This window comes from Staphylococcus pragensis (assembly GCF_004785665.1).
Lineage (GTDB): Bacteria > Bacillota > Bacilli > Staphylococcales > Staphylococcaceae > Staphylococcus > Staphylococcus pragensis.
In genome coordinates, this window is sequence record NZ_SRPJ01000003.1 from 1 (window position 1) to 18,879 (window position 18,879).

Annotated in this window: 15 protein-coding genes and 5 pseudogenes; 12 read left to right on the top strand and 8 right to left on the bottom strand. The window is 29.6% G+C overall.

The features are described 5' to 3' along the window. The coding region (locus E2558_RS07780) for an IS6 family transposase (RefSeq protein ID WP_135789024.1) at positions 1 to 449 on the bottom strand (449 nt) is incomplete at its 3' end. A 79-nt stretch (positions 450 to 528) separates the two neighbouring features. Here E2558_RS07780 and E2558_RS07785 point away from each other — a divergent pair. Then, positions 529 to 1,500, top strand: a complete 972-nt coding sequence (locus E2558_RS07785) for a hypothetical protein (protein ID WP_002499392.1) — start codon at positions 529 to 531, stop codon at positions 1,498 to 1,500. A gap of 436 nt (positions 1,501 to 1,936) precedes the next feature. Here E2558_RS07785 and E2558_RS12460 read toward each other — a convergent pair. After that, a pseudogene (locus E2558_RS12460) lies at positions 1,937 to 2,091 on the bottom strand (IS3 family transposase); the annotation flags it as partial. Here E2558_RS12460 and E2558_RS07795 point away from each other — a divergent pair. Both E2558_RS07795 and E2558_RS07800 read left to right on the top strand, forming a co-directional pair. Beyond that, positions 2,080 to 2,211 (top strand): annotated as a pseudogene (locus tag E2558_RS07795) (alcohol dehydrogenase); the annotation flags it as partial. The pseudogenes E2558_RS12460 and E2558_RS07795 overlap by 12 nt on opposite strands. Before the next feature lie 267 nt (positions 2,212 to 2,478). Beyond that, complete coding sequence (locus tag E2558_RS07800; RefSeq protein ID WP_000011355.1) at positions 2,479 to 2,622, top strand: SAS049 family protein; 144 nt, start codon at positions 2,479 to 2,481, stop codon at positions 2,620 to 2,622. Positions 2,623 to 2,737: 115 nt separating this feature from the next. Here the strand turns inward: E2558_RS07800 and E2558_RS07810 are convergent. Together E2558_RS07810 and E2558_RS07820 are read right to left on the bottom strand one after the other, a co-directional pair. Beyond that, positions 2,738 to 3,878, bottom strand: a pseudogene (locus E2558_RS07810) (IS3 family transposase). A 185-nt stretch (positions 3,879 to 4,063) separates the two neighbouring features. After that, positions 4,064 to 4,492 (bottom strand): VOC family protein, encoded by a 429-nt coding sequence (locus tag E2558_RS07820; protein ID WP_002490405.1) that lies wholly within the window; start codon positions 4,490 to 4,492, stop codon positions 4,064 to 4,066. A 79-nt stretch (positions 4,493 to 4,571) separates the two neighbouring features. Here E2558_RS07820 and E2558_RS07825 point away from each other — a divergent pair, with 79 nt between their 5' ends. From E2558_RS07825 to E2558_RS07840, 4 genes and pseudogenes are all read left to right on the top strand, one after another. Then, positions 4,572 to 5,501 carry a helix-turn-helix transcriptional regulator gene (locus E2558_RS07825; RefSeq protein ID WP_048665469.1) on the top strand — a complete coding sequence of 310 codons (930 nt, stop codon included), beginning with the start codon at positions 4,572 to 4,574 and terminating at the stop codon, positions 5,499 to 5,501. A gap of 1,749 nt (positions 5,502 to 7,250) precedes the next feature. Further along, positions 7,251 to 8,027: pseudogene (locus tag E2558_RS12570) on the top strand (hypothetical protein); the annotation flags it as partial. Between the two features lie 34 nt (positions 8,028 to 8,061). Then, complete coding sequence (locus E2558_RS07835; RefSeq protein ID WP_126564813.1) at positions 8,062 to 8,811, top strand: hypothetical protein; 750 nt, start codon at positions 8,062 to 8,064, stop codon at positions 8,809 to 8,811. A gap of 41 nt (positions 8,812 to 8,852) precedes the next feature. Next, positions 8,853 to 9,830: a DUF1002 domain-containing protein gene (locus tag E2558_RS07840; protein WP_002484888.1), complete on the top strand. Its 978-nt coding sequence runs from the start codon at positions 8,853 to 8,855 to the stop codon at positions 9,828 to 9,830. Between the two features lie 201 nt (positions 9,831 to 10,031). Here E2558_RS07840 and E2558_RS07850 read toward each other — a convergent pair whose 3' ends face one another. Further along, complete coding sequence (locus E2558_RS07850) at positions 10,032 to 11,450, bottom strand: pyridoxal phosphate-dependent decarboxylase family protein (protein WP_002498810.1); 1,419 nt, start codon at positions 11,448 to 11,450, stop codon at positions 10,032 to 10,034. Between the two features lie 88 nt (positions 11,451 to 11,538). Beyond that, the gene (locus tag E2558_RS12615; protein WP_126564823.1) at positions 11,539 to 11,751 is read right to left on the bottom strand and encodes a DUF1958 domain-containing protein; all 213 of its coding nucleotides are present in this window, start codon (positions 11,749 to 11,751) and stop codon (positions 11,539 to 11,541) included. Between the two features lie 645 nt (positions 11,752 to 12,396). Here E2558_RS12615 and E2558_RS07860 point away from each other — a divergent pair. Further along, positions 12,397 to 12,564: a hypothetical protein gene (locus E2558_RS07860; protein ID WP_162837078.1), complete on the top strand. Its 168-nt coding sequence runs from the start codon at positions 12,397 to 12,399 to the stop codon at positions 12,562 to 12,564. 218 nt (positions 12,565 to 12,782) lie between these two features. After that, positions 12,783 to 13,565 (top strand): hypothetical protein, encoded by a 783-nt coding sequence (locus E2558_RS07865; RefSeq protein ID WP_126564811.1) that lies wholly within the window; start codon positions 12,783 to 12,785, stop codon positions 13,563 to 13,565. Between the two features lie 311 nt (positions 13,566 to 13,876). Here E2558_RS07865 and E2558_RS07870 read toward each other — a convergent pair whose 3' ends face one another. Beyond that, positions 13,877 to 14,758, bottom strand: coding sequence for a mechanosensitive ion channel family protein (locus E2558_RS07870; RefSeq protein WP_126564810.1), 882 nt, complete (start codon positions 14,756 to 14,758; stop codon positions 13,877 to 13,879). 269 nt (positions 14,759 to 15,027) lie between these two features. On the opposite strand from E2558_RS07870, the gene E2558_RS12465 reads away from it, so the two are divergent. The 3 genes and pseudogenes from E2558_RS12465 to E2558_RS07885 all read left to right on the top strand — a co-directional run bounded on the left by E2558_RS12465 (position 15,028) and on the right by E2558_RS07885 (position 17,722). Further along, positions 15,028 to 15,600, top strand: a complete 573-nt coding sequence (locus E2558_RS12465) for a tubby C-terminal domain-like protein (RefSeq protein ID WP_229716410.1) — start codon at positions 15,028 to 15,030, stop codon at positions 15,598 to 15,600. Positions 15,601 to 15,840: 240 nt separating this feature from the next. Next, complete coding sequence (locus tag E2558_RS07880) at positions 15,841 to 16,365, top strand: DUF3267 domain-containing protein (RefSeq protein ID WP_126564809.1); 525 nt, start codon at positions 15,841 to 15,843, stop codon at positions 16,363 to 16,365. Positions 16,366 to 16,654: 289 nt separating this feature from the next. Next, positions 16,655 to 17,722, top strand: a pseudogene (locus E2558_RS07885) (acyltransferase family protein). A gap of 136 nt (positions 17,723 to 17,858) precedes the next feature. Here the strand turns inward: E2558_RS07885 and E2558_RS07890 are convergent. Then, positions 17,859 to 18,830 carry a tRNA dihydrouridine synthase gene (locus tag E2558_RS07890; protein WP_126564808.1) on the bottom strand — a complete coding sequence of 324 codons (972 nt, stop codon included), beginning with the start codon at positions 18,828 to 18,830 and terminating at the stop codon, positions 17,859 to 17,861. Positions 18,831 to 18,879: the final 49 nt, after the last annotated feature.

Sequence of the window (18,879 nt, forward strand, 5' to 3'; positions counted from 1 at the left end):
TTAAAACCTTTAATTACTTTAGCCATTGCTACCTTCGTTGAAGGTGCCTGATCTGTAATTACCTTTTGAGGTTTACCAAATTGTTTAATGAGACGTTTGATAAACGCATATGCTGAATGATTATCTCGTTGCTTACGCAACCAAATATCTAATGTATATCCCTCTGCATCAATGGCACGATATAAATAGCTCCATTTTCCTTTTATTTTGATGTACGTCTCATCAATACGCCATTTGTAATTAGCTTTTTTATGCTTTTTCTTCCAAATTTGATATAAAATTGGGGCATATTCTTGAACCCAACGGTAGACCGTTGAATGATGAACGTTTACACCACGTTCCCTTAATATTTCAGATATATCACGATAACTCAATGCATATCTTAGATAGTAGCCAACGGCTACAGTGATAACATCCTTGTTAAATTGTTTATATCTGAAATAGTTCATACAGAAGACTCCTTTTTGTTAAAATTATACTATAAATTCAACTTTGCAACAGAACCATAAATGTAATGGAGAGGATAATATGAAAGAATTAGAAAAAATACTTGAAGATCCAAAGGTGTCAGAAGATGTAAAAAGAACAGTGCAATCAATGAATAAAGATGGTATGCAATTATTAAATGATTACTATGATGAAAATTCTAATTTTTATCAACGAGCTCAACCTGAGCTTATTGCAAATAAATTCTATGCAGATCCAAGTAAAATTAAAAATTTATATCATTATACTACCTATGAAGCATTTGAAAAAATTCTATCTTCATCTACTTTTTTAATTGGATCAATTCACTATATGAATGATGATAAAGAAATTAAATATGTATATGAGTTAATGAAAAAGGAATTGAAATTATTGGAGGCACCTAATGATATAATCCTCAAATTAGAAGAACTAAATACTATTTTGCCAGATGATGTATATGTTTGGTCTTTTAGTGAAAATGATTATTCACAAGCGTTATCAAATTATGGTGATATTGCTCTAGGATTTGATAGTCAGGGAATAATGGAGCAACTTGCAAGTTATTACTCAAAGGGCAAGAAAACACTTGATGAATATACAGTTGGTAATGCATATGTTTTTCCTGTAAAAGTGGAATATGATTATGAAGTACAGTCTAAATATATTAAAGCTTTAGCTCATGCTTGGTTGGTCGCTCATGATAATTTTAAATATGACCCTGATGATATGGAAGTAATAATAGGGAGTATAGTACAAGCACTGCATTTCTTTTCATTAGTGTTCAAAAATCCGTATTTAAGACAAGAAGAAGAAATTAGATACATTATTTTCAACATTAATGAGGATAATCTATTAAAGCCTGAATTGTATATGAATAGTAAACCATTCACAACTTGTAGATTAACACATGAAATGTTAAAAGAAGTAATCATTAATCCTAAAAGTCAAAAAAATTTAAACGATGTAAGCACAATGCTTAATAGGGAAGGTTTTACTAGAACTTCAGTCAATATGAGTAAATTACCTTACTAATGTATTAATTATAAGTAATTAAAAGGGAAAGTTTAGAATCCATGTTATATTTTATTTCTAAACGGTTTATTTTTCCACCTATAAAATTGGGTTTTGGAATATATATAACTTCTAAAATTAGATTTATGTTATATCTTGACTTCAATTCTTTTACTAACTCAATAACTATTTCTGGTACCACTTTCTTTCTAATTCCTTGTACTTTTTTTAAATCTCAATTTCTACACCATTTCCACGAAGTATCAGCTCGCGATTTAATTTTTATATTAGTTTATCCATTATTTCTTTTCTGCTGTATCTATTTTGCTTCATTTCTACTACTTTATCTTTTGTTTCAACTGAATAAGAGGCTCTGTTCATAGAAAAAACACCTCTATATAAAATGAATTTATGGCACTGAACCCTTAAAATGGGAACTTAATAAAAACACTATGTTCTAGGCTGCTAATTCTCTGTATTTTACAGGGGATAAGTAGCCTAGTTTTTGTTGAATTCGATTATTATTATAGTTTTTAATGTATTTTCGACAATATCTATTACAATATGATTAGAGTTATTAAGCTGATTATTGATGTAAAAAGTTTCAGATCTGAACATCATATCGCCCCACAAATTGAATTAATTACAGCAGATGACATTGATAACGCTTATGAAAAAGTGCTGTCATCAAAAGTGAAGTATCGATTTGTGATTGATATCAGTACAATGTAAACGTAAAGGAAAAAGAGTAGAATACACTTTGAATTTAACATACCACTACGAGGCCCAATAGACGCTCCATTGTTTCATTATAAGATGATTCGATGCGTCATCTTATAACAAGAATTATCGTGTTTCATAAATGTATAATCATACTACGTTATTAATATATTTTTTTTGAGATAAATGTTTATAACGATAGTATTGTGGTAGATAACAAATATAGGAAGTCAAAGTAACTCACATATTAAAAAATTAACTTGAAAGGAGCTTGTTATAATGAGTTTTGTAGATAAAGCAAAAGATGCAGCTGAAAAATTTAAAAATAGTGATAATGAACAAGTAAATAAAGTAAAAGATCAAATTAATGAATACACTGGTGGAGAAAAACACGATAATAAAGACAAAAAAGATGACAAATAATTGATTTTGAGTGATGACTGAGTTCATCACTTTTTTTGTTTTAACCTAAACTAATAAAAGGCTGGGATTTAGGCACTGAACCCTTAAAATGGGAACTTAATAAAAACACTATGTTCTAGGCTGCTAATTCTCTGTATTTTACAGGAGATAAGTAGCCTAGTTTTTGTTGAATTCGATTATTATTATAGTTTTTAATGTATTTTCGACAATATCTATTACAATATGATTAGAGCTATTAAGCTGATTATTGATGTAAAAAGTTTCAGACTTTAGCGAGGAATGAAAACTTTCTATCGGGGCGTTATCAGCAGGTGTTCCCTTTCGGGACATACTTCTGATAATGCCTTTTTCTTCGCATAATTGATAATAAGCATAAGATGTATAAACGCTGCCTTGATCACTATGTAATATACACCCCTCGGGTATATCGATTTGATTTAATGTATCATTAACTAAACTTTGGTCTTGTTTATCATCTATTTTATACGCCACAATTTCTCCGTTATAAATATCCATTATCGAAGATAAATACAACATAGAATGACCAAATGGTAAATAAGTAATATCGGTTGTTAATACTTCCATGGGACAACTCGCTTTAAATTGTCTTTGTAATAAATTGTCAGTTTTATAATACGGTTTACCTATCCTTGTCGTCTTTTTAGGTCTAACTCGGCAGTTCAAATGATGCTTCTGCATAATTCTCTGTACTCTCTTATGATTAATTGGTGATGTATAACATTGATTAATCAGTGCTGTAATCTTACGATAACCGTAGGTATAGTGGTTAGCTTCACATAATTCAATAACTTTTTGTGTTACAGTATCATTTTTATAGGTTTTGTTTTTCCATCGGTAATATGTTGATTTAGGTATGTTTAATACTTCTAGTATCAATTTGATTGAATAGTTTCCTTTTAATTGATCCACTAAATCTATGACTACTGTTGATACCACTTCCTTTCCAATGCCTTGTACTTTTTTTAAATATCCAATTCTATATCTTTTCTCTTATTTTCTAATTTTAATTGTTCTACTTCTGACAGCTCTTCTAATCCTTTACCGTAGGTATATTGTTTACCAACGTGTTGTGAAAATCTATAACTTTCCCCATTTTGATACCATCGCCACCAAGTTTTCACTTGTGTTCTATTTCTAATATTTAATTCTTCCATAATTTCTTTTGTTGAAAATCCTGCTGTTTTCATTTCAACAGCTTTATACTTTGTTTCTACTGAATAAGCAACTCTTTTCATAGAAAAAACACCTCCGCATGATTCATTTTAATATGAATTCAACGAAAGTGTTTTATATAATTCCCACTAATTGGGGTCAGTCCAATAATGTCATGGCTTTTTATATTGAAAAAACATGCGATAATTTGTTCCCAAATGTCCTTATAGTTGTACCAATATCTGTAATAGAACACTAGAAACTTGGTTTAACCTTTCCTTTTCGTAAATAAATGTAAAGATATACCATAAGGATCTCTTACATAACCATAACCTTCAGTATAGAACTCTGGGCTGAATGCTTTTAATACTTCACTGCCTTTTTCTATTAACTGGTCATACACACACTTAGTTTCTTCTACATGGTCAAAAGTAATACAAAGCGATATATTATTACCTTGGGTTATAGGTAAACCTTCGGTATCATCCGCAATCATAATTTTTATATCTCCAAATTGAAGTACACATTGATCAATTTTATTTAAATCTTTTTTATCGATATTAAGTTGCTTATCTGTCGGTCTATCCTTGATACGTTGGATATACAGTGTTTTAGCGCCAAACAGCTCTTCATACAACCTTTTCAAACCATCTGCATTTTCTATAATTAAAAAATAGGGACTTACTTGAAAATTCATAGTTTTTCCTCCTTAAATTTGTTATAAATAAGTATATACTGTATTAGTGTCACCTATTGATACTAAAAGGGGAATAATAATGAAAAAATCTGTTAGATTATATCATATGATTGAATACTGTAATAAAAAAAGGAATTTCAAGTTAAATGATTTAATGTCAGAATTTAATATTTCTCGTAGTACTGCTTTAAGGGATATAAAGGAAATTGAAGCATTAGGAGTGCCTTTATATAGTAGTACAGGGAAAAATGGCGGTTATATGACCATAGGTAATCGAAACCAAACGAAAATAGCAATCACAGACGAAGAATTGAAAGCTTTAGTATTTACACTTTCAAGTATCTCCAATGTTAGTAAGTTACCTTTTCAAACAGAATATCAAGAAATATTAAAAAAGTTATATAATAATTCGAATAAAAAAGAATTGATAAACCAGTATAATGAGATATTTCAATATTTTAATGAAGATACATATCAGTTCAAAAGTTATAAGATATTTAATGAAATCATTAGATTAACAATTGGTAGTAAGTCATTTAAAATCTGTTATTCACAAAACTACTTGAATGGTCAATATAAAGGTATTGGTATCTTATATAAAAATCAAAAGTGGTACTTCGTTGTTGTTAATATAGGATCAAAATTAGTGAAGTTGTTAAATATTTCTAAAATAAAAGAAGTATATGAAATAGGAGAAACTCAAGAATGTAATGAAATAACTATGCAGAATTTTCAACAGTTCATGATTGAAAACGAAAATACGATTGATATACAAATTAGAAGTAATATTATTGGATTAAATATCTTGAAAGGATACCTATGGAGTGACTATATGATTGAAAATATTAAAGAAGAGACATATTTGTTTAAATCAAAAGTGAACACGAAAGATATAGATTTTATAGCTAAATTAATAGTCACATGTGGTGCCAATGTCAAAGTAGAATCTCCTATTAGTTTGAAATATGCTGTTAAAACTGAATTAACCAAAATAATAAGTATGTACTAATAGCAAATTAATCTTAATTTTGATGAAAAAAGGTGGTAGTGCTACAGCATACATAAATAGTTATAATTAAATAAAGATGGGTCAATGAAGGTGAATTAAGTGAATAAAAATATTACAACTCTAAAATCTACTGAAAATACTATATATATGCAGTATACGGTTCATATTGATGATCAAATTATAAATAATATAAAAGAGTGTACCAAAAAGTTTAAAATTTTGCCTATGGAAAATAAAATTCCATTATCACCGTTGTTACAACCAGAATATGCAGGAGAGGTACAAGATTTTATTAGTACATATAGGCAGTTTATGATTAATTTTGGTAAAGTAATATTGGATAGTCAAGGCATAAAAATACAGTTTGAAAGTGAATCACTAAGTAGTATTCAACGAGGCATTCAAGAACATTGTTACTTAAATAAGCGAACAAATGACATTGATGTGACTAAAGAATGGTATTTATGCAAATTTTCAAATCAAACATTAGAAGAGGACAAAAATCAATTGTATAATGCTTTAAAGCAACTCATGAATGATTCTAAAAATAAAAAGCAAGCTTTTCAAGAGGTGTTTAAGGTTCATATTGATATTTATCTCTACAATAAAGAAAAATCTGAATATAAGTATCAAGCATCTAGTTATTTCAATCTTGTAAAAGAAAATCCTAAAATAACTTATAAAAAAAGACATTTACAAGAGAAACAAGGGGTCAAGGGTACAACTTTCACGAACAAATTAAAATTATTGAACAAAATGTATGGTGTAGATGTTGCAAGATATCAGCCATTTTATAATTCTAATAATCCTGAATATGAAATTGATGAATTTGATGGAAGGTATATTACTCAAAGATCCAACTATGAGTTTAATAGACTCCAATATCAAGTTATAGAAATTTTATCGAAAGTTCTCGATAAGCATCCATTACCAAAGTCAGATAATAATTATAAACATACTCCTACTATTGAAAAAGCAATATTAAGAGATGATTCCCATAATTTTTATGAGTATTTTGAAGATATAATGAAAGAAATTATGAATATGGATAATTCTCCCTTACAGGAAAAATTATTGACTGATTTTACATATCAATCCCAATGTAGATGGTACTCTGAAAATAAAAAATTAAAATTGCAACTTGAAAGTTTTATGCATAAAGTTTTAGAGAGTAATTATTATGAGGGCAACAAATTATTGAGAATGATGTCTAACGCAATTGAAGAAACAATCAATGAGGCTAATGAAGATAAGTCACGTTTCAATTATTTTAAAGATTACTTTTTGACAGATGGTGGAGTGAAGAATTGGAAGCAAATTAGTGAGAATATTACTGAATTCAATGGTAAAGTTATTAACGATATCCAACATGAATATAATAAGCTACAGTCCAAGAATACAAATCAAAATCAGAAACTAAACTTTGTTTATTTATATCATTGCTTTGAGTTTAGTAATAACGTAGTAAAAGCAAAAGATAATGAAAGTAAAAATTATATCTTGTTTTTTGTAGATAAATATAAAATAAAGACACCATTTTTGGATCAATTATTAATAAATTGTTTGAATCAAGAAATAGGTCAGGAAAGTATTAACTACAATATGCAAACAATGTTTGAAAAAGAAAGATACGATAGAAGTAGTACCATTGAAAAATTAGTAGCAACAAGCAAATTTAAGTATGAAAAAGATGATTCAGATTTATTCAAACAACTTTTCAATGATGTTGAAAATTCAATAGACAGATATATACTCAATTTTACTCAAAATAAAGATGATCTAATTTACAATAAAGATAAAAGTAATGATGATAAAATTTTTATTGAAACGCCTTTTGGTGGGATAAACGAATCCGTTAAGCACCACGCCATTATAGATAGAAATACAGGAAAAATTATCAAAACGGGTGGCGCTATTACACATCCAGATGGTCCTATAAAAGCGGAAAACGGTTATATAGATAAAGATATTTATAATTCAACTGCTGATTTTTACAATACTTACGTATACAAAAAAGGAATGCCTAAGTTTGAAACTGCCGACTCTGATGTACCAGAACAAAAATATAAAGAACTTTCAAAAATCGTAGGTAATTATTGGCAAAAAGAACAAGGATATGACAATGAGTCAAATCAATCAACATCAAATAACAACCAGTCTCAAAATAAAAAAGAAAATAATCAAACAGATAATGATAGTAAACAATCAACGAATGAAAATACAAAAAATGAACAAAACCGAGACAACATTGAAGAAGATAATAATAAATCAAATCAAAAACAAAATAATGAAGAACAGCAAGAAAATAGTAACGAGGAAGCTTCGCAAAATGAGGAACGTGAGGATCCAAATCAACAAATAGAACAATCATCTAGCGAAGATAAGCAAAATCCAGATGCAGCACAAGAAAATAATAACCAAAACAATGATGAAAATACTGATGGTAACAATTATGAAAATGAACAATCTCAAGATGTAGAATCAAAAAGTTCAGAAAATGACAAAGAAACTTCAAAAGCTTCATAAATATAAAAATATTATTATCAAAAGGAGTCTTTAATTGGTTAGTGTTACACAAAGAATTTCACAAATTAAACAACCCCGTGGTGGGTATTTAAACAGAAAATCATTTGAAGTTAAGCAACTAGAACCAGAAACATTTATAGATACAAAATATGAAAATATAGCACCTCAAACAATTGGTTTAGTCGTAGACTACCTTACTCGTATGGTTATAAATCAAGACAAAGAAAAATCATTTGCCATATCGTTAACTGGCGCAAAATTAGCTGGGGAATTACAAACAGCCGAATCATTGTTAAAAGATATTAATGATAATGATGATCTATCTATTATTAAAGCATGTCAATTGGTAAATTACGATATGGTATATAGAGCAGGAAGCATGCCTAAAGAATTTAAAATTCCAGATCAAGACACAATTAATAATATAAAATCACTTATAAACAGAAGTCTTTCATTTTTTAATCAAATTGGTGAAGTTAAAATGGATGGTTTCACATTTGAGGGGGGGTATACAAGCATTATTGATAGTGGAGATGGCGACTTTCTAACTGAAGATACTTTGTGGGATTTTAAAGTTTCAAAACAACTACCACAGAAAAACAGTACGCTTCAATTAGTGATATATTATTTAATGGGGAAGACATCTCAAAAGCCTACCTTTGAGAATATACGTCACATTGGTATTTATAATCCAAGATTCAACCAAATTTATAAATATGATATGACACAGGCTGATTCAGAAATGATTGAAACAATCCAAAAACGTGTTATTGGATACGATTAATATAAATATATGAAACATTTTAAGGGATGGTGTATTTGAAAATGAAAAAAGCAATAACTAGTTTAGCAGTAGCTACATTGTTGTTATCAGCTTCAGGTGTTGTTAAAGCAGCTGAAAATAAAGAAGATTGGGATGAACCTGTTTTTATTAAAGGCGCTGACTTAGAAGGGCAAGATTTACAACAAACTGAGAATGATCTAGGCGTTGATGATAACTATGAAACTTATAATGTTAACGTCAATGATGTGAGTAATTATATCCCAAACAGCAGTAATCTAAGTTATATTTATTCAAGTGCAACAATTGAACATAAAAAATGGGGTAAGGGTGTTGATGTGAAAATTGATACACCAGATAACATTACAAAAGTGACATCTGAACAATATCAAAATGCTGCAATTACGGCAGGAATTAAAAACGCAGAAATACATATAGCTTCTGTCGACCAAGTAACTGGTGAAGGTGCTTTAGCTGGTATTTATAAAGCATATGAAGAAAAAGGTAACAACCTCAACGCTGAAGATATTCAAAATTCTAATCAAGAAATGAATGACTTAGGTAGAATTTCAGAAGAAAATAAAGGTAAAGATGGATATTCAGATGAAGCTTTGAATGCTTCAATAGCAGATATTAAAGAACAACTTGCAGATATTAAACAAAATCAAGATAAACAAATAACACAACAACAAGTTGAAGACACGGTCAATAAAGTACTCGATGAACGTGGCTTGTCAGAAATATTATCAGAAAATCAAATTCAAATGATTAATAATAATATGGTGAATGTGGCAAACTCTAATGCCTTAACTTCTGATCCAAAAGCATTTAAACAAAATGCAAAAGATGTATTAAAAAATATTGAAAAAAACTCAGATGATTTATTGAATAAAGCAAAAGATAAAGCCAAGGATTTGAATACAGAAGAAAATAGAAATCTCCTTCAACGCATATGGGACGGTATTGTGGAAATTATTCAATCTATCATTCAATTTTTCTCTAATCTGTTAAATAAATTATAGAGTTGTTTAAAAAGAGAGGACAAAATCTGCCCTCTCTTTTTTAGCAAAATAACTAATAAGGAGAAGGTAGACGTGTCACACCAGCAAAACCTGCTAAAGATGCTAAGTTACACTTAGATAATCAATCCTCATAAAGAGAAAAAAGAACCCCTAAAAAGTTCAACTTTTTGGGGGTTACTTACTATTAAGAAGTATTTTTGATTAAGCATCTTTCATATCGTAATCACCAATATACTGATCAAGGCGATTTATTGTTTCTCTGATATCATCATGTGTCGTTAATGGGTTCGTTGTACATAAACGAATGACACGTTGGTTATTCAATACTGTGGTATAAGCAATGGCATAACCAGAATCTGCAATTTTTTGCGCAGCCATGCTATTGAGTTGATTATTTTGTGCTTCAGTTAAATCACTGTTTTCATATCTGAAGTTCACAATGGAAAGATTAGCGTGTGAGATAATACGCCAGTTATCGAGACTTGACACGTATTCTTCTGCATATTCTGCTAAACCTTCGCCGTATTTAATGCGCTCGATAATTTCATCTTCACCAATGACTTGCAGAGTAATCCATAATTTTAAAGCACGTGCAGGGCGTGTAAGTTCAATGCCTAACATTTCTGGATCAATCACATCATCATCTGAAGCAATATCATCCAAGTACTCAGCATCTTCGCCAAAGCTTTGCAGCAGATGATTCTTTTCTTTCACGATTACCATAGCGCAACTATATGTTTGGAACAGTAATTTGTGAGCATCCCAACTGGCACTATCTGAACGTTCAATGCCTTTAAATAAGTGTTGTGCTTTATCGGATAAGATATGTGATAGTCCATAAGCACCGTCTACATGGAGCCATAGATTGTAGTGATCACAAATATCTCCAAGTGTGGTGAAATCATCGACAGAACCTGTATTAGTCGTGCCTGCAGTCGCAATCACCATAGCAGGTTTATAACCTTCTTCAATATCTTTATCAATTGCGGCTTTTAAGCTATCTGTATTCATTGTAAAGTCATCGTTGTACTCAATTCTGCGGATATTATTTTTAAGGAAGCCTGCAACATGCAAGGCTTTGCCTACAGAATGATGCGTTTGAGATGTAAGATAAACGGTTGCTTTTTTAATATCTTCCATTTCTACCTGTGCATCTCTAGCCGCAACGATAGCTGTTAAATTGGCCATTGAACCGCCAGATACAAAGACACCACCGGCCGGTTTGATCTCATAACCGATTTTTCCTACCAAGTAGTTAATTAAATTACGCTCAATATTAATTGGCAGCGTCGCATTGGCAAAATTAGAGGCATGGATATTATTTGCTGTTGTTAAAATGTCTCCAAGCCATGATAGACGTGATGCTGGACCTGGTATAAATGAGAATGAACGTGGATGGTTCGGACGATATAAATAATTCAGCACTTCATTATTTAAATCTTTGAGTACTTCATAGATATCTCGCCCTTTATTCGGCACTTCCATCTTTTCATATTTCTCTCTCAACTCGAGCGGTGCCTGTTGTGTCGCAGGTAAGTCTCCAATATCTCTAGATAAATATTTATTAACTTCATCTCTGATAATCGTCTCTAAGTCGATATTGTTCTCATTGAATTCCATTTCCATACTCTCTCCTTCAATTATATTTTTAATAAAAGACAGACGTATTAATTACGACGTTTTACTACAATATAAATGATAGCAGATATTAATAAAACCACGCTAACCATAACGACGAAACCCAGAAGGTGGCGTCCCAATGAATAACGTGCTGTGCTTTAACACTCGGTGCATGTGCGCCTTTCAGAAATTGACGAGGGTAATCGACTTGCAGATTATCATCTGTGATTTTCAATTTGTATTGATGCTTGTCTTTTGGAATTCGATAACTACCCCGTAGAACAGGGGACGAGGACCTCATCTTGATGATCCCAATTGGCTTGGTTAAAAAGAAATCGATAATCCTCGTAGAATAGAGAAAAAGTATTAAAAATATATTTGATTTGATAAAATATTCTGCAAAAAAGAGAAACAAAAATAACTTTCATATAAATAAATTCTTTGCGATTAAGTTGGAATTAGAAATACTAAATACAAATAACAGCGAATGGAATGCATATTATTGAGGAATTGGATGTGTAGTGCAATTTCGAGAGTTACTACTTAAGAAAATAAAAAGAAGAAAACAAACAATAAGAATTAAATCTGAAGCAAGATATAAAAGCAAATATTTTTGCTACAATTATATTAGTAAATACTTTATTAATTAGCATACGACTGAAAGCGAAGTAACAGCTAATAATGTTCCAGATATAGACATTAGTGTTATGAAAGAACAATATTACCATCTAGAAAATGTAATTTTTTAAAAACCTGAAGATAAAGTAGACTATTCTGTGAGTTTTCATGTTAAGAATTCTGAACTTGGGGATGTAGTATAAATATGGTTTAGTAGAAAATGACGCTGGAGCTGTAGCTGAGATTGACTATCAAGAATTAACTAAAGTAGATTATTACTCATCAACAAAAATCCAAGATTTAACACTATCTAATAATAGTGCGAATAATGAAGTTTAAAAGTGAAAAACTTATAATAGCGAATCAAACTAAAGTAATCAATTACAGAATTCAAGTACTACTCAAGCCTCAAACAAATATTGAAACTCAAACACAAGTTAAGAATAATACACTGTTAGAAACAGATGAACAGTCTAATGCCGATTTAGTCCAGTAATAGCCTCTGTATTATTAGCCGCACGATTATTATCAATAATTAAATAAAGTTAATATTAAATAATAAAAATCCTTCAAATTATTTGTTGAAAAAATAATAACTTTGAAGGTTTTTTAGCAAAATAACTAATAAGAAGAAGCGTACCATAAATAAAATTAACAAATAAGGTGTGTAATATATATTGTGAAATCATTAATTGAATAAAGGAGAAAATGGTAATGACTATGTTTCGTGAGGCATTGATTTGGATTTTACTTCTAGTATTTAATTTAATAAACACATTCTTAGTACTCATAGGAAAAATACAATTGTTTAAAGCACCTTTATGGAGCACATGGTTATTATGGGGAATTGTTACAATAATTATAATAAGTGTTTTGCTCTTTAGAAAATATCTACAAAAAAAGGAATCTCTAACTAATATAAACTCCGATATTAATAAAGAATTTAAAGAGGGAGAGTTCTTCGTGCAAATGCCTTTATATATCATTGAGAATCAAAGCAATGTTATATACGGTAATGAGACTATAACTTATAAACCTGTTTTTGATAATATGTTGCATAAGATAATGAGTACTTTTGGTGTTCAAACAAAATATAGTTTGCACATGAATTCTCGTAATAATAGCGTGAAAGTAATTCGTAAAAATATTGCAGCTAATAGACACCAATATACGATTTATTTGAACAATGAAGAAGTAGGTACACTTGAAATGAAAAAATTCTTCAAAAGTGGGGGAAAACAACAAATTCCTTATACACTTAATTACAAATCTGAGTTATTTGATGTAAGTAATCCATTTTTTAGTAATGAAACCAGAATAACATCTGGAAATGAAAATTTATTCACTGCAAAGCGCAGTTTTTTAGATATTTCAAAAAGTAAAAGAACTAAAAAACATGGTGAAAAACACAATATACAAATTCTCAGTACTAAATTAAAGAAAGAAATATTAATAGCAGTTTATTTACAATGTATTATAAACAAGCAAACACAATAAATTAAATATAGTTGTAGTATAAGTTTAGAAGAATAATTATTTACTTATGTTTATCTAGTAATTAGCGAATAAAATTTTAGTACATATATATCCTATTATCATAACTACTAAAATGATAGTAATGGTAAAAAACAAACCATCGTGATATAAATACCGTTGATGATTATATCACGATGCTTTTAAATACCAATTCACAAGACATTCTCAGTTATTATCTATAAAATTAATATTTACTTTGATTAAAATTAAAAGCATCCTTCACACAAAGTGAGGGATGCTTTACTCATTTCGATATAAAACCTATTTGCAGATTATTTTCTCAAATCATCATCAAGTTTTACAAGTGTTGGTTTAGGAATATGAATGCCTTCTTCACTAAAGTACTGGATTACTTCTTTACGAAGTAAGCGTTGACCTGGGAAGTGCATTCCTGGCTTAACATGTGCTAGAAGTTTAATAATCATTTCATTACCATCAACACTATCTAAACCAAGCAATTCAGGTGCTGCTACAAACATGTCATATTTGTTTTTCAATGTTGGTAAAAACTCTAATAATTTTTCTTCTATAACTTCGTAATTCTCATTAGGAGAAAGTGGTATCATTACAATTGGAGAAACGTCTGTTGTTGAATAGTTTACTATTTCACTAATCGTACCGTTAGGCAATGTATAGATTTCTCCAGTATCTGATTGTATACTTGTTGATCTTAAACCAATCGTTTTAACTGTACCCTCTGCAATAGTTACGCCAGATGAATTAATTTGAACATAATCACTTACATCAAACTGTCCTTCAAATATAATGAAGAAACCAGTAATAATATCTTTAACAATCGTTTGTGCCCCAAAACCAACAGCGACACCAACAACTCCAGCTCCGGCTAAAATCGCTGATACACTGATGCCAAAGCGTGAGAGTATTGACGTAAGTACAATAAACCATACGACATAACTGATTAAATTTTGAAGTAATTTTGATAGTGTTTCGCTTCTTTTAATTTTATGACGATTCTTTTTCTTTCCATTAACGGTGAAAAATTTAGTAACTAACTTTCTTAATATAGCAATTACAATCATACCCATTAAGATATAAGCAATGATAATTAAAATATTAATTAACACACTTTGATAAAATTCAATTTCTGTCATAGGTTCAAACAACCTATATAATGTATTCTTTAGTTGATTCATAGTAACTTTATTACCTCCGATAAATTTTTTCTATATATAAATCTCTATAAATAATGGGTAGTAAGTCATTACTAAATATAACTAAAAAGTAAATTGTTTGCAATGTAAGAAAATTTGAATTTCAAAAGGATAATGTTTTATAAATGCGATATTTATAACTTAATTATTAGCGATGAATAAAATTTAATGCTAATAATTAAGTTGTTACATATATGCTTATAAACACTAAAGAGATCAGTTCAAAAAGTTTATATTAAAGGTGGAACATAATGTATAAATATAAAAAAAGATATATTAACTCGACTAAATCTTCTACCATATTCGATTCTAAAGGGAAAAAAGTAGGAGTTGTTCAAAAGTATTATAATAATATATTTAAAAAAATTATAGGCAATATAACTTTTGGATACTTTTTTGAGAGATACCTTTTTAAAGATGATGAAGACAAAATCATAGTAAAGTCTAGAAAATTAGTATTATCACAAAAGAGAAAATATATATTGTCTTATTTCGATGCAAATTCCAAGGAATACAATGAGATATATCTAAATAAAAAAGAAAAGTTTAATCGAGAAAAAATAGGATTGTTCGAGTATGAAAATCACCTTTTTACAGTGAGTGTTGATAAAAAAGAGCATTGCAAAATGATAGATACAAAAGACAATAACGAAGTGGCTAGTTGGAATCAAAGAGGAGATTATATTTATCTTAAATTTAAAGGATCTTTTGTGGAAAAACATAAATTATTTACAATTGCTATTCTCCACACATTTTCTAATAATAATATTTATTATAACCATGCAGATATAACTCGTCCCCCTATGGGTCCACCGTCAATGTAAGAATCAGTTTTTTAACTATAAAAGAGCACATCGTTACATCGTTAATGATTGTGCTTTTTGATAATTAAATTTGAAAAATTAGAGAGTTCAATCATTGGTGACATAGTCACTGGAAAGGATTAGTACTAAAACATAAAATTTACTATGTTCTGACTAAATTATTCTTAAGAAAGTTTAAAAATCTAAGGAATTGAAGGGTAATAATAGTATTAACATAGTTCAAAAAAAGGAGCGTTACTTTTGGAAGAAATTAATATATTAGAAGATAAAGATTTAGCTAATAAACTTGCAATATACTCTTATATTAGTTTTGTAATTTTTGGGATTATATTCTATATAATTATGAAATTTGCAGATGCCCCTAGATTCTTTGATTCAGTATTATTCAATGCACTTTTTGTAATTATTCTCTTAATACTTATGTTTGCAATACATGAATGTATTCATGGCATATTTTTTAAAATATTCTCACCTGAGAATAAAGTTTATTTTGGGGCAACTAAAGGTATGATTTATTGTGCGATACCAGGAGGCACATTTACGCCATTAACTTTTACAATTAGTAGTATCGCGCCTTTTATAATTATCACAGCTATATTCATATTCACTTTATTTTTAGGATGGTTTCCAAGAGGTCTCTTTTTCTTCTTTGCTACATTTCATGCAGGATGTTGCATAGGTGACTTTTATTGGGTTTGGAAAATGATCAAGGCGCCTAAACATTCAACTATTGAGACGACTAATAAAGGTATTATCATTCGCTAAAAAACTTTTATTAATAGTATCTATATAATAAATTGGACTGATGCCAAAACCATTAGTCCAATTTTTTCATAAAAATAAAAAATGAAGGTCATTATTCACTCCAATTATCATATGAAAATTTCAATGCGTAATCTAAAATACATAAAAATTAATAATTGCAATATCAAAAATGATTGATTTGTATAATTTTGAATTTTCATAAAAACATATTATATAATGAAATTCAACTGTGATTTTTTAAATTTAAGCAGGAAAATTCATGGTTTAGTATGTAAAAGGGAGAATGTAGATGAGGATTTATACATCAATCATTTTTTGGATGAGAGCAATCGCTTGTTTAAGTGTTGTGATGATTCATTCCATAACAACGACTTTTTATAAATTTGATATGCCAAATGAAGGATATTTATTAAGAATTTTTCAATTATTGTTATTGTACGCTACGCCAATGTTTGTTTTCATCTCAGAGTTTTTATTAGCTAAACAATATAAAACTAAAGTTAAGGAAAATTTTTTCAAACAAAAATTACTCACTTTAGGAATACCCTATATCATTATTAATATGGGACTTGCTTATGTATATGGCCATCCGAAAAATTTCCAAGATTATTTAGAATCAGTTGGTTTTATGATGTTTCATGGAGGCACATTAACTTATTTTATTGTTATCATTTTTCAGTTTTATTTATTACATGTGTTATTTGCTAAATATCTCGTGAAACTTAATCCAATTAAGTTAATTATTTATTCATTAGTGATTACGTCTTTATTTTGAGCTATGAGAAACTTTATAGATGCGCCAGAAAGCGTTTATTTTAATTGGCTTTGGCAAAGAGAAGGATGGATGTTATTTATTGGATGGCTAAGTTACTTCTTATTAGGTTTCTATATGGGATATTACTATGAGACAATGATGAACCGAATTCAAAACTATACCTTACATATTGTGATTGGTGCGATTGTAGTAACACTATTTGTTATATTCAACTATTTATCTGGTATTTTGACATTAGTTGATTCTAAACGGTTTGATACACCTATTTATGTAACGATGGTTATTTTATTATTCTTCTTATTATCGTCGTATATTAAATATGTTCCAAGATTTGTTATCTTTATTAGTAATTATTCATTTTCAATTTATTTAATTCACTACTTTTTTGTACATAGATTAGGATCGTTACATGAGCATCCATTTTTTAATATTATTTTTACATTTACATTAACTGTAACTTTCTCTGTATGTATAGCTTATGTTATGAATTTAAGTAAATACGGCAAGTATATCGTTGGCGGTATTGGGAAAATGAAGTATGAAAAATTTTATCAAAGTTATAAACAAAATTTAGTGGACTAGAACTATGAGAGAAGAATAGATACATTAATTTTAAATATCCTGTGTATATAATGGCATTTTTGAAATAATGTAAATAAATAAAAACACCTTATTAAGTTGAATTTAATCTAACTTAATAAGGTGTTTTGTCATATTTTTAAGCTTCATCCATTTGAGCTTCAAATTCGTCTAATAATGCACGAGCTTCGTCTACTGTTTCAGTGCTCATCAATTGGTGGCGTAGTTGGCTTGCGCCTTTAATGCCACGTACGTAGATTTTGAAGAATCTGCGTAGGGCTTTGAATTGTTGTGTTTCTTCAGTAGAATGCTTTTCAAACAATGTTAAATGCAATCTAAATAAGTCTAGTAGTTCTTTGCTTGTATGTTCGCGGGGTTCTTTTTCAAAGGCAAAAGGATTGTGGAAAATGCCTCTACCGATCATCACCCCGTCAATGCCATATTTATTAGCAAGTTCTAGACCTTTCTGTCTATCTGGGATATCACCATTAATCGTTAATAATGTGTTAGGTGCGATTTCGTCGCGCATTTCTTTAATAGCGGCGATTAATTCCCAGTGGGCATCTACTTTACTCATTTCTTTACGAGTACGAAGGTGGATAGATAGGTTTGCGATGTCTTGTTTGAAGACGTGTTTTAACCATTCTTTCCACTCATCTATTTCATAATAACCTAGACGTGTTTTAACACTTACTGGTAAGCCGCCTGCTTTAGTGGCTTGAATGATTTCAGCTGCAACTTCAGGTCGTAGAATTAATCCTGAACCTTTACCTTTTTTTGCAACATTGGCTACGGGACATCCCATGTTTAAATCAATACCCTTAAAGCCCATCTCTGCTAAGCCAAAACTCATTTCTCGGAATTGCTCTGGCTTGTCGCCCCAAATATGAGCGACCATAGGCTGTTCATCTTCACTGAATGTTAAACGTCCGCGCACGCTGTGGATGCCTTCAGGATGGCAAAAACTTTCTGTATTTGTAAACTCAGTGAAGAAGACATCAGGTCTAGCTGCTTCACTAACCACGTGACGAAAGACGATATCTGTCACGTCTTCCATAGGTGCCAAAATAAAAAATGGACGTGGCAACTCACTCCAAAAATTTTCTTTCATAATATATTTAAACCTTCTTCTTTATTAATATCTCTAATTTTTATGCATG

Coding starts and splice junctions, on each gene's coding strand:
- E2558_RS07785 (WP_002499392.1), top strand. CDS start 529: ATGAAAGAATTAGAAAAAATACTTGAAGATCCAAAGGTGTCAGAAGAT.
- E2558_RS07800 (WP_000011355.1), top strand. CDS start 2,479: ATGAGTTTTGTAGATAAAGCAAAAGATGCAGCTGAAAAATTTAAAAAT.
- E2558_RS07820 (WP_002490405.1), bottom strand. CDS start 4,492: ATGAATTTTCAAGTAAGTCCCTATTTTTTAATTATAGAAAATGCAGAT.
- E2558_RS07825 (WP_048665469.1), top strand. CDS start 4,572: ATGAAAAAATCTGTTAGATTATATCATATGATTGAATACTGTAATAAA.
- E2558_RS07840 (WP_002484888.1), top strand. CDS start 8,853: ATGAAAAAAGCAATAACTAGTTTAGCAGTAGCTACATTGTTGTTATCA.
- E2558_RS07850 (WP_002498810.1), bottom strand. CDS start 11,450: ATGGAATTCAATGAGAACAATATCGACTTAGAGACGATTATCAGAGAT.
- E2558_RS12615 (WP_126564823.1), bottom strand. CDS start 11,751: ATGAGGTCCTCGTCCCCTGTTCTACGGGGTAGTTATCGAATTCCAAAA.
- E2558_RS07860 (WP_162837078.1), top strand. CDS start 12,397: ATGAAGTTTAAAAGTGAAAAACTTATAATAGCGAATCAAACTAAAGTA.
- E2558_RS07865 (WP_126564811.1), top strand. CDS start 12,783: ATGACTATGTTTCGTGAGGCATTGATTTGGATTTTACTTCTAGTATTT.
- E2558_RS07870 (WP_126564810.1), bottom strand. CDS start 14,758: ATGAATCAACTAAAGAATACATTATATAGGTTGTTTGAACCTATGACA.
- E2558_RS12465 (WP_229716410.1), top strand. CDS start 15,028: ATGTATAAATATAAAAAAAGATATATTAACTCGACTAAATCTTCTACC.
- E2558_RS07890 (WP_126564808.1), bottom strand. CDS start 18,830: ATGAAAGAAAATTTTTGGAGTGAGTTGCCACGTCCATTTTTTATTTTG.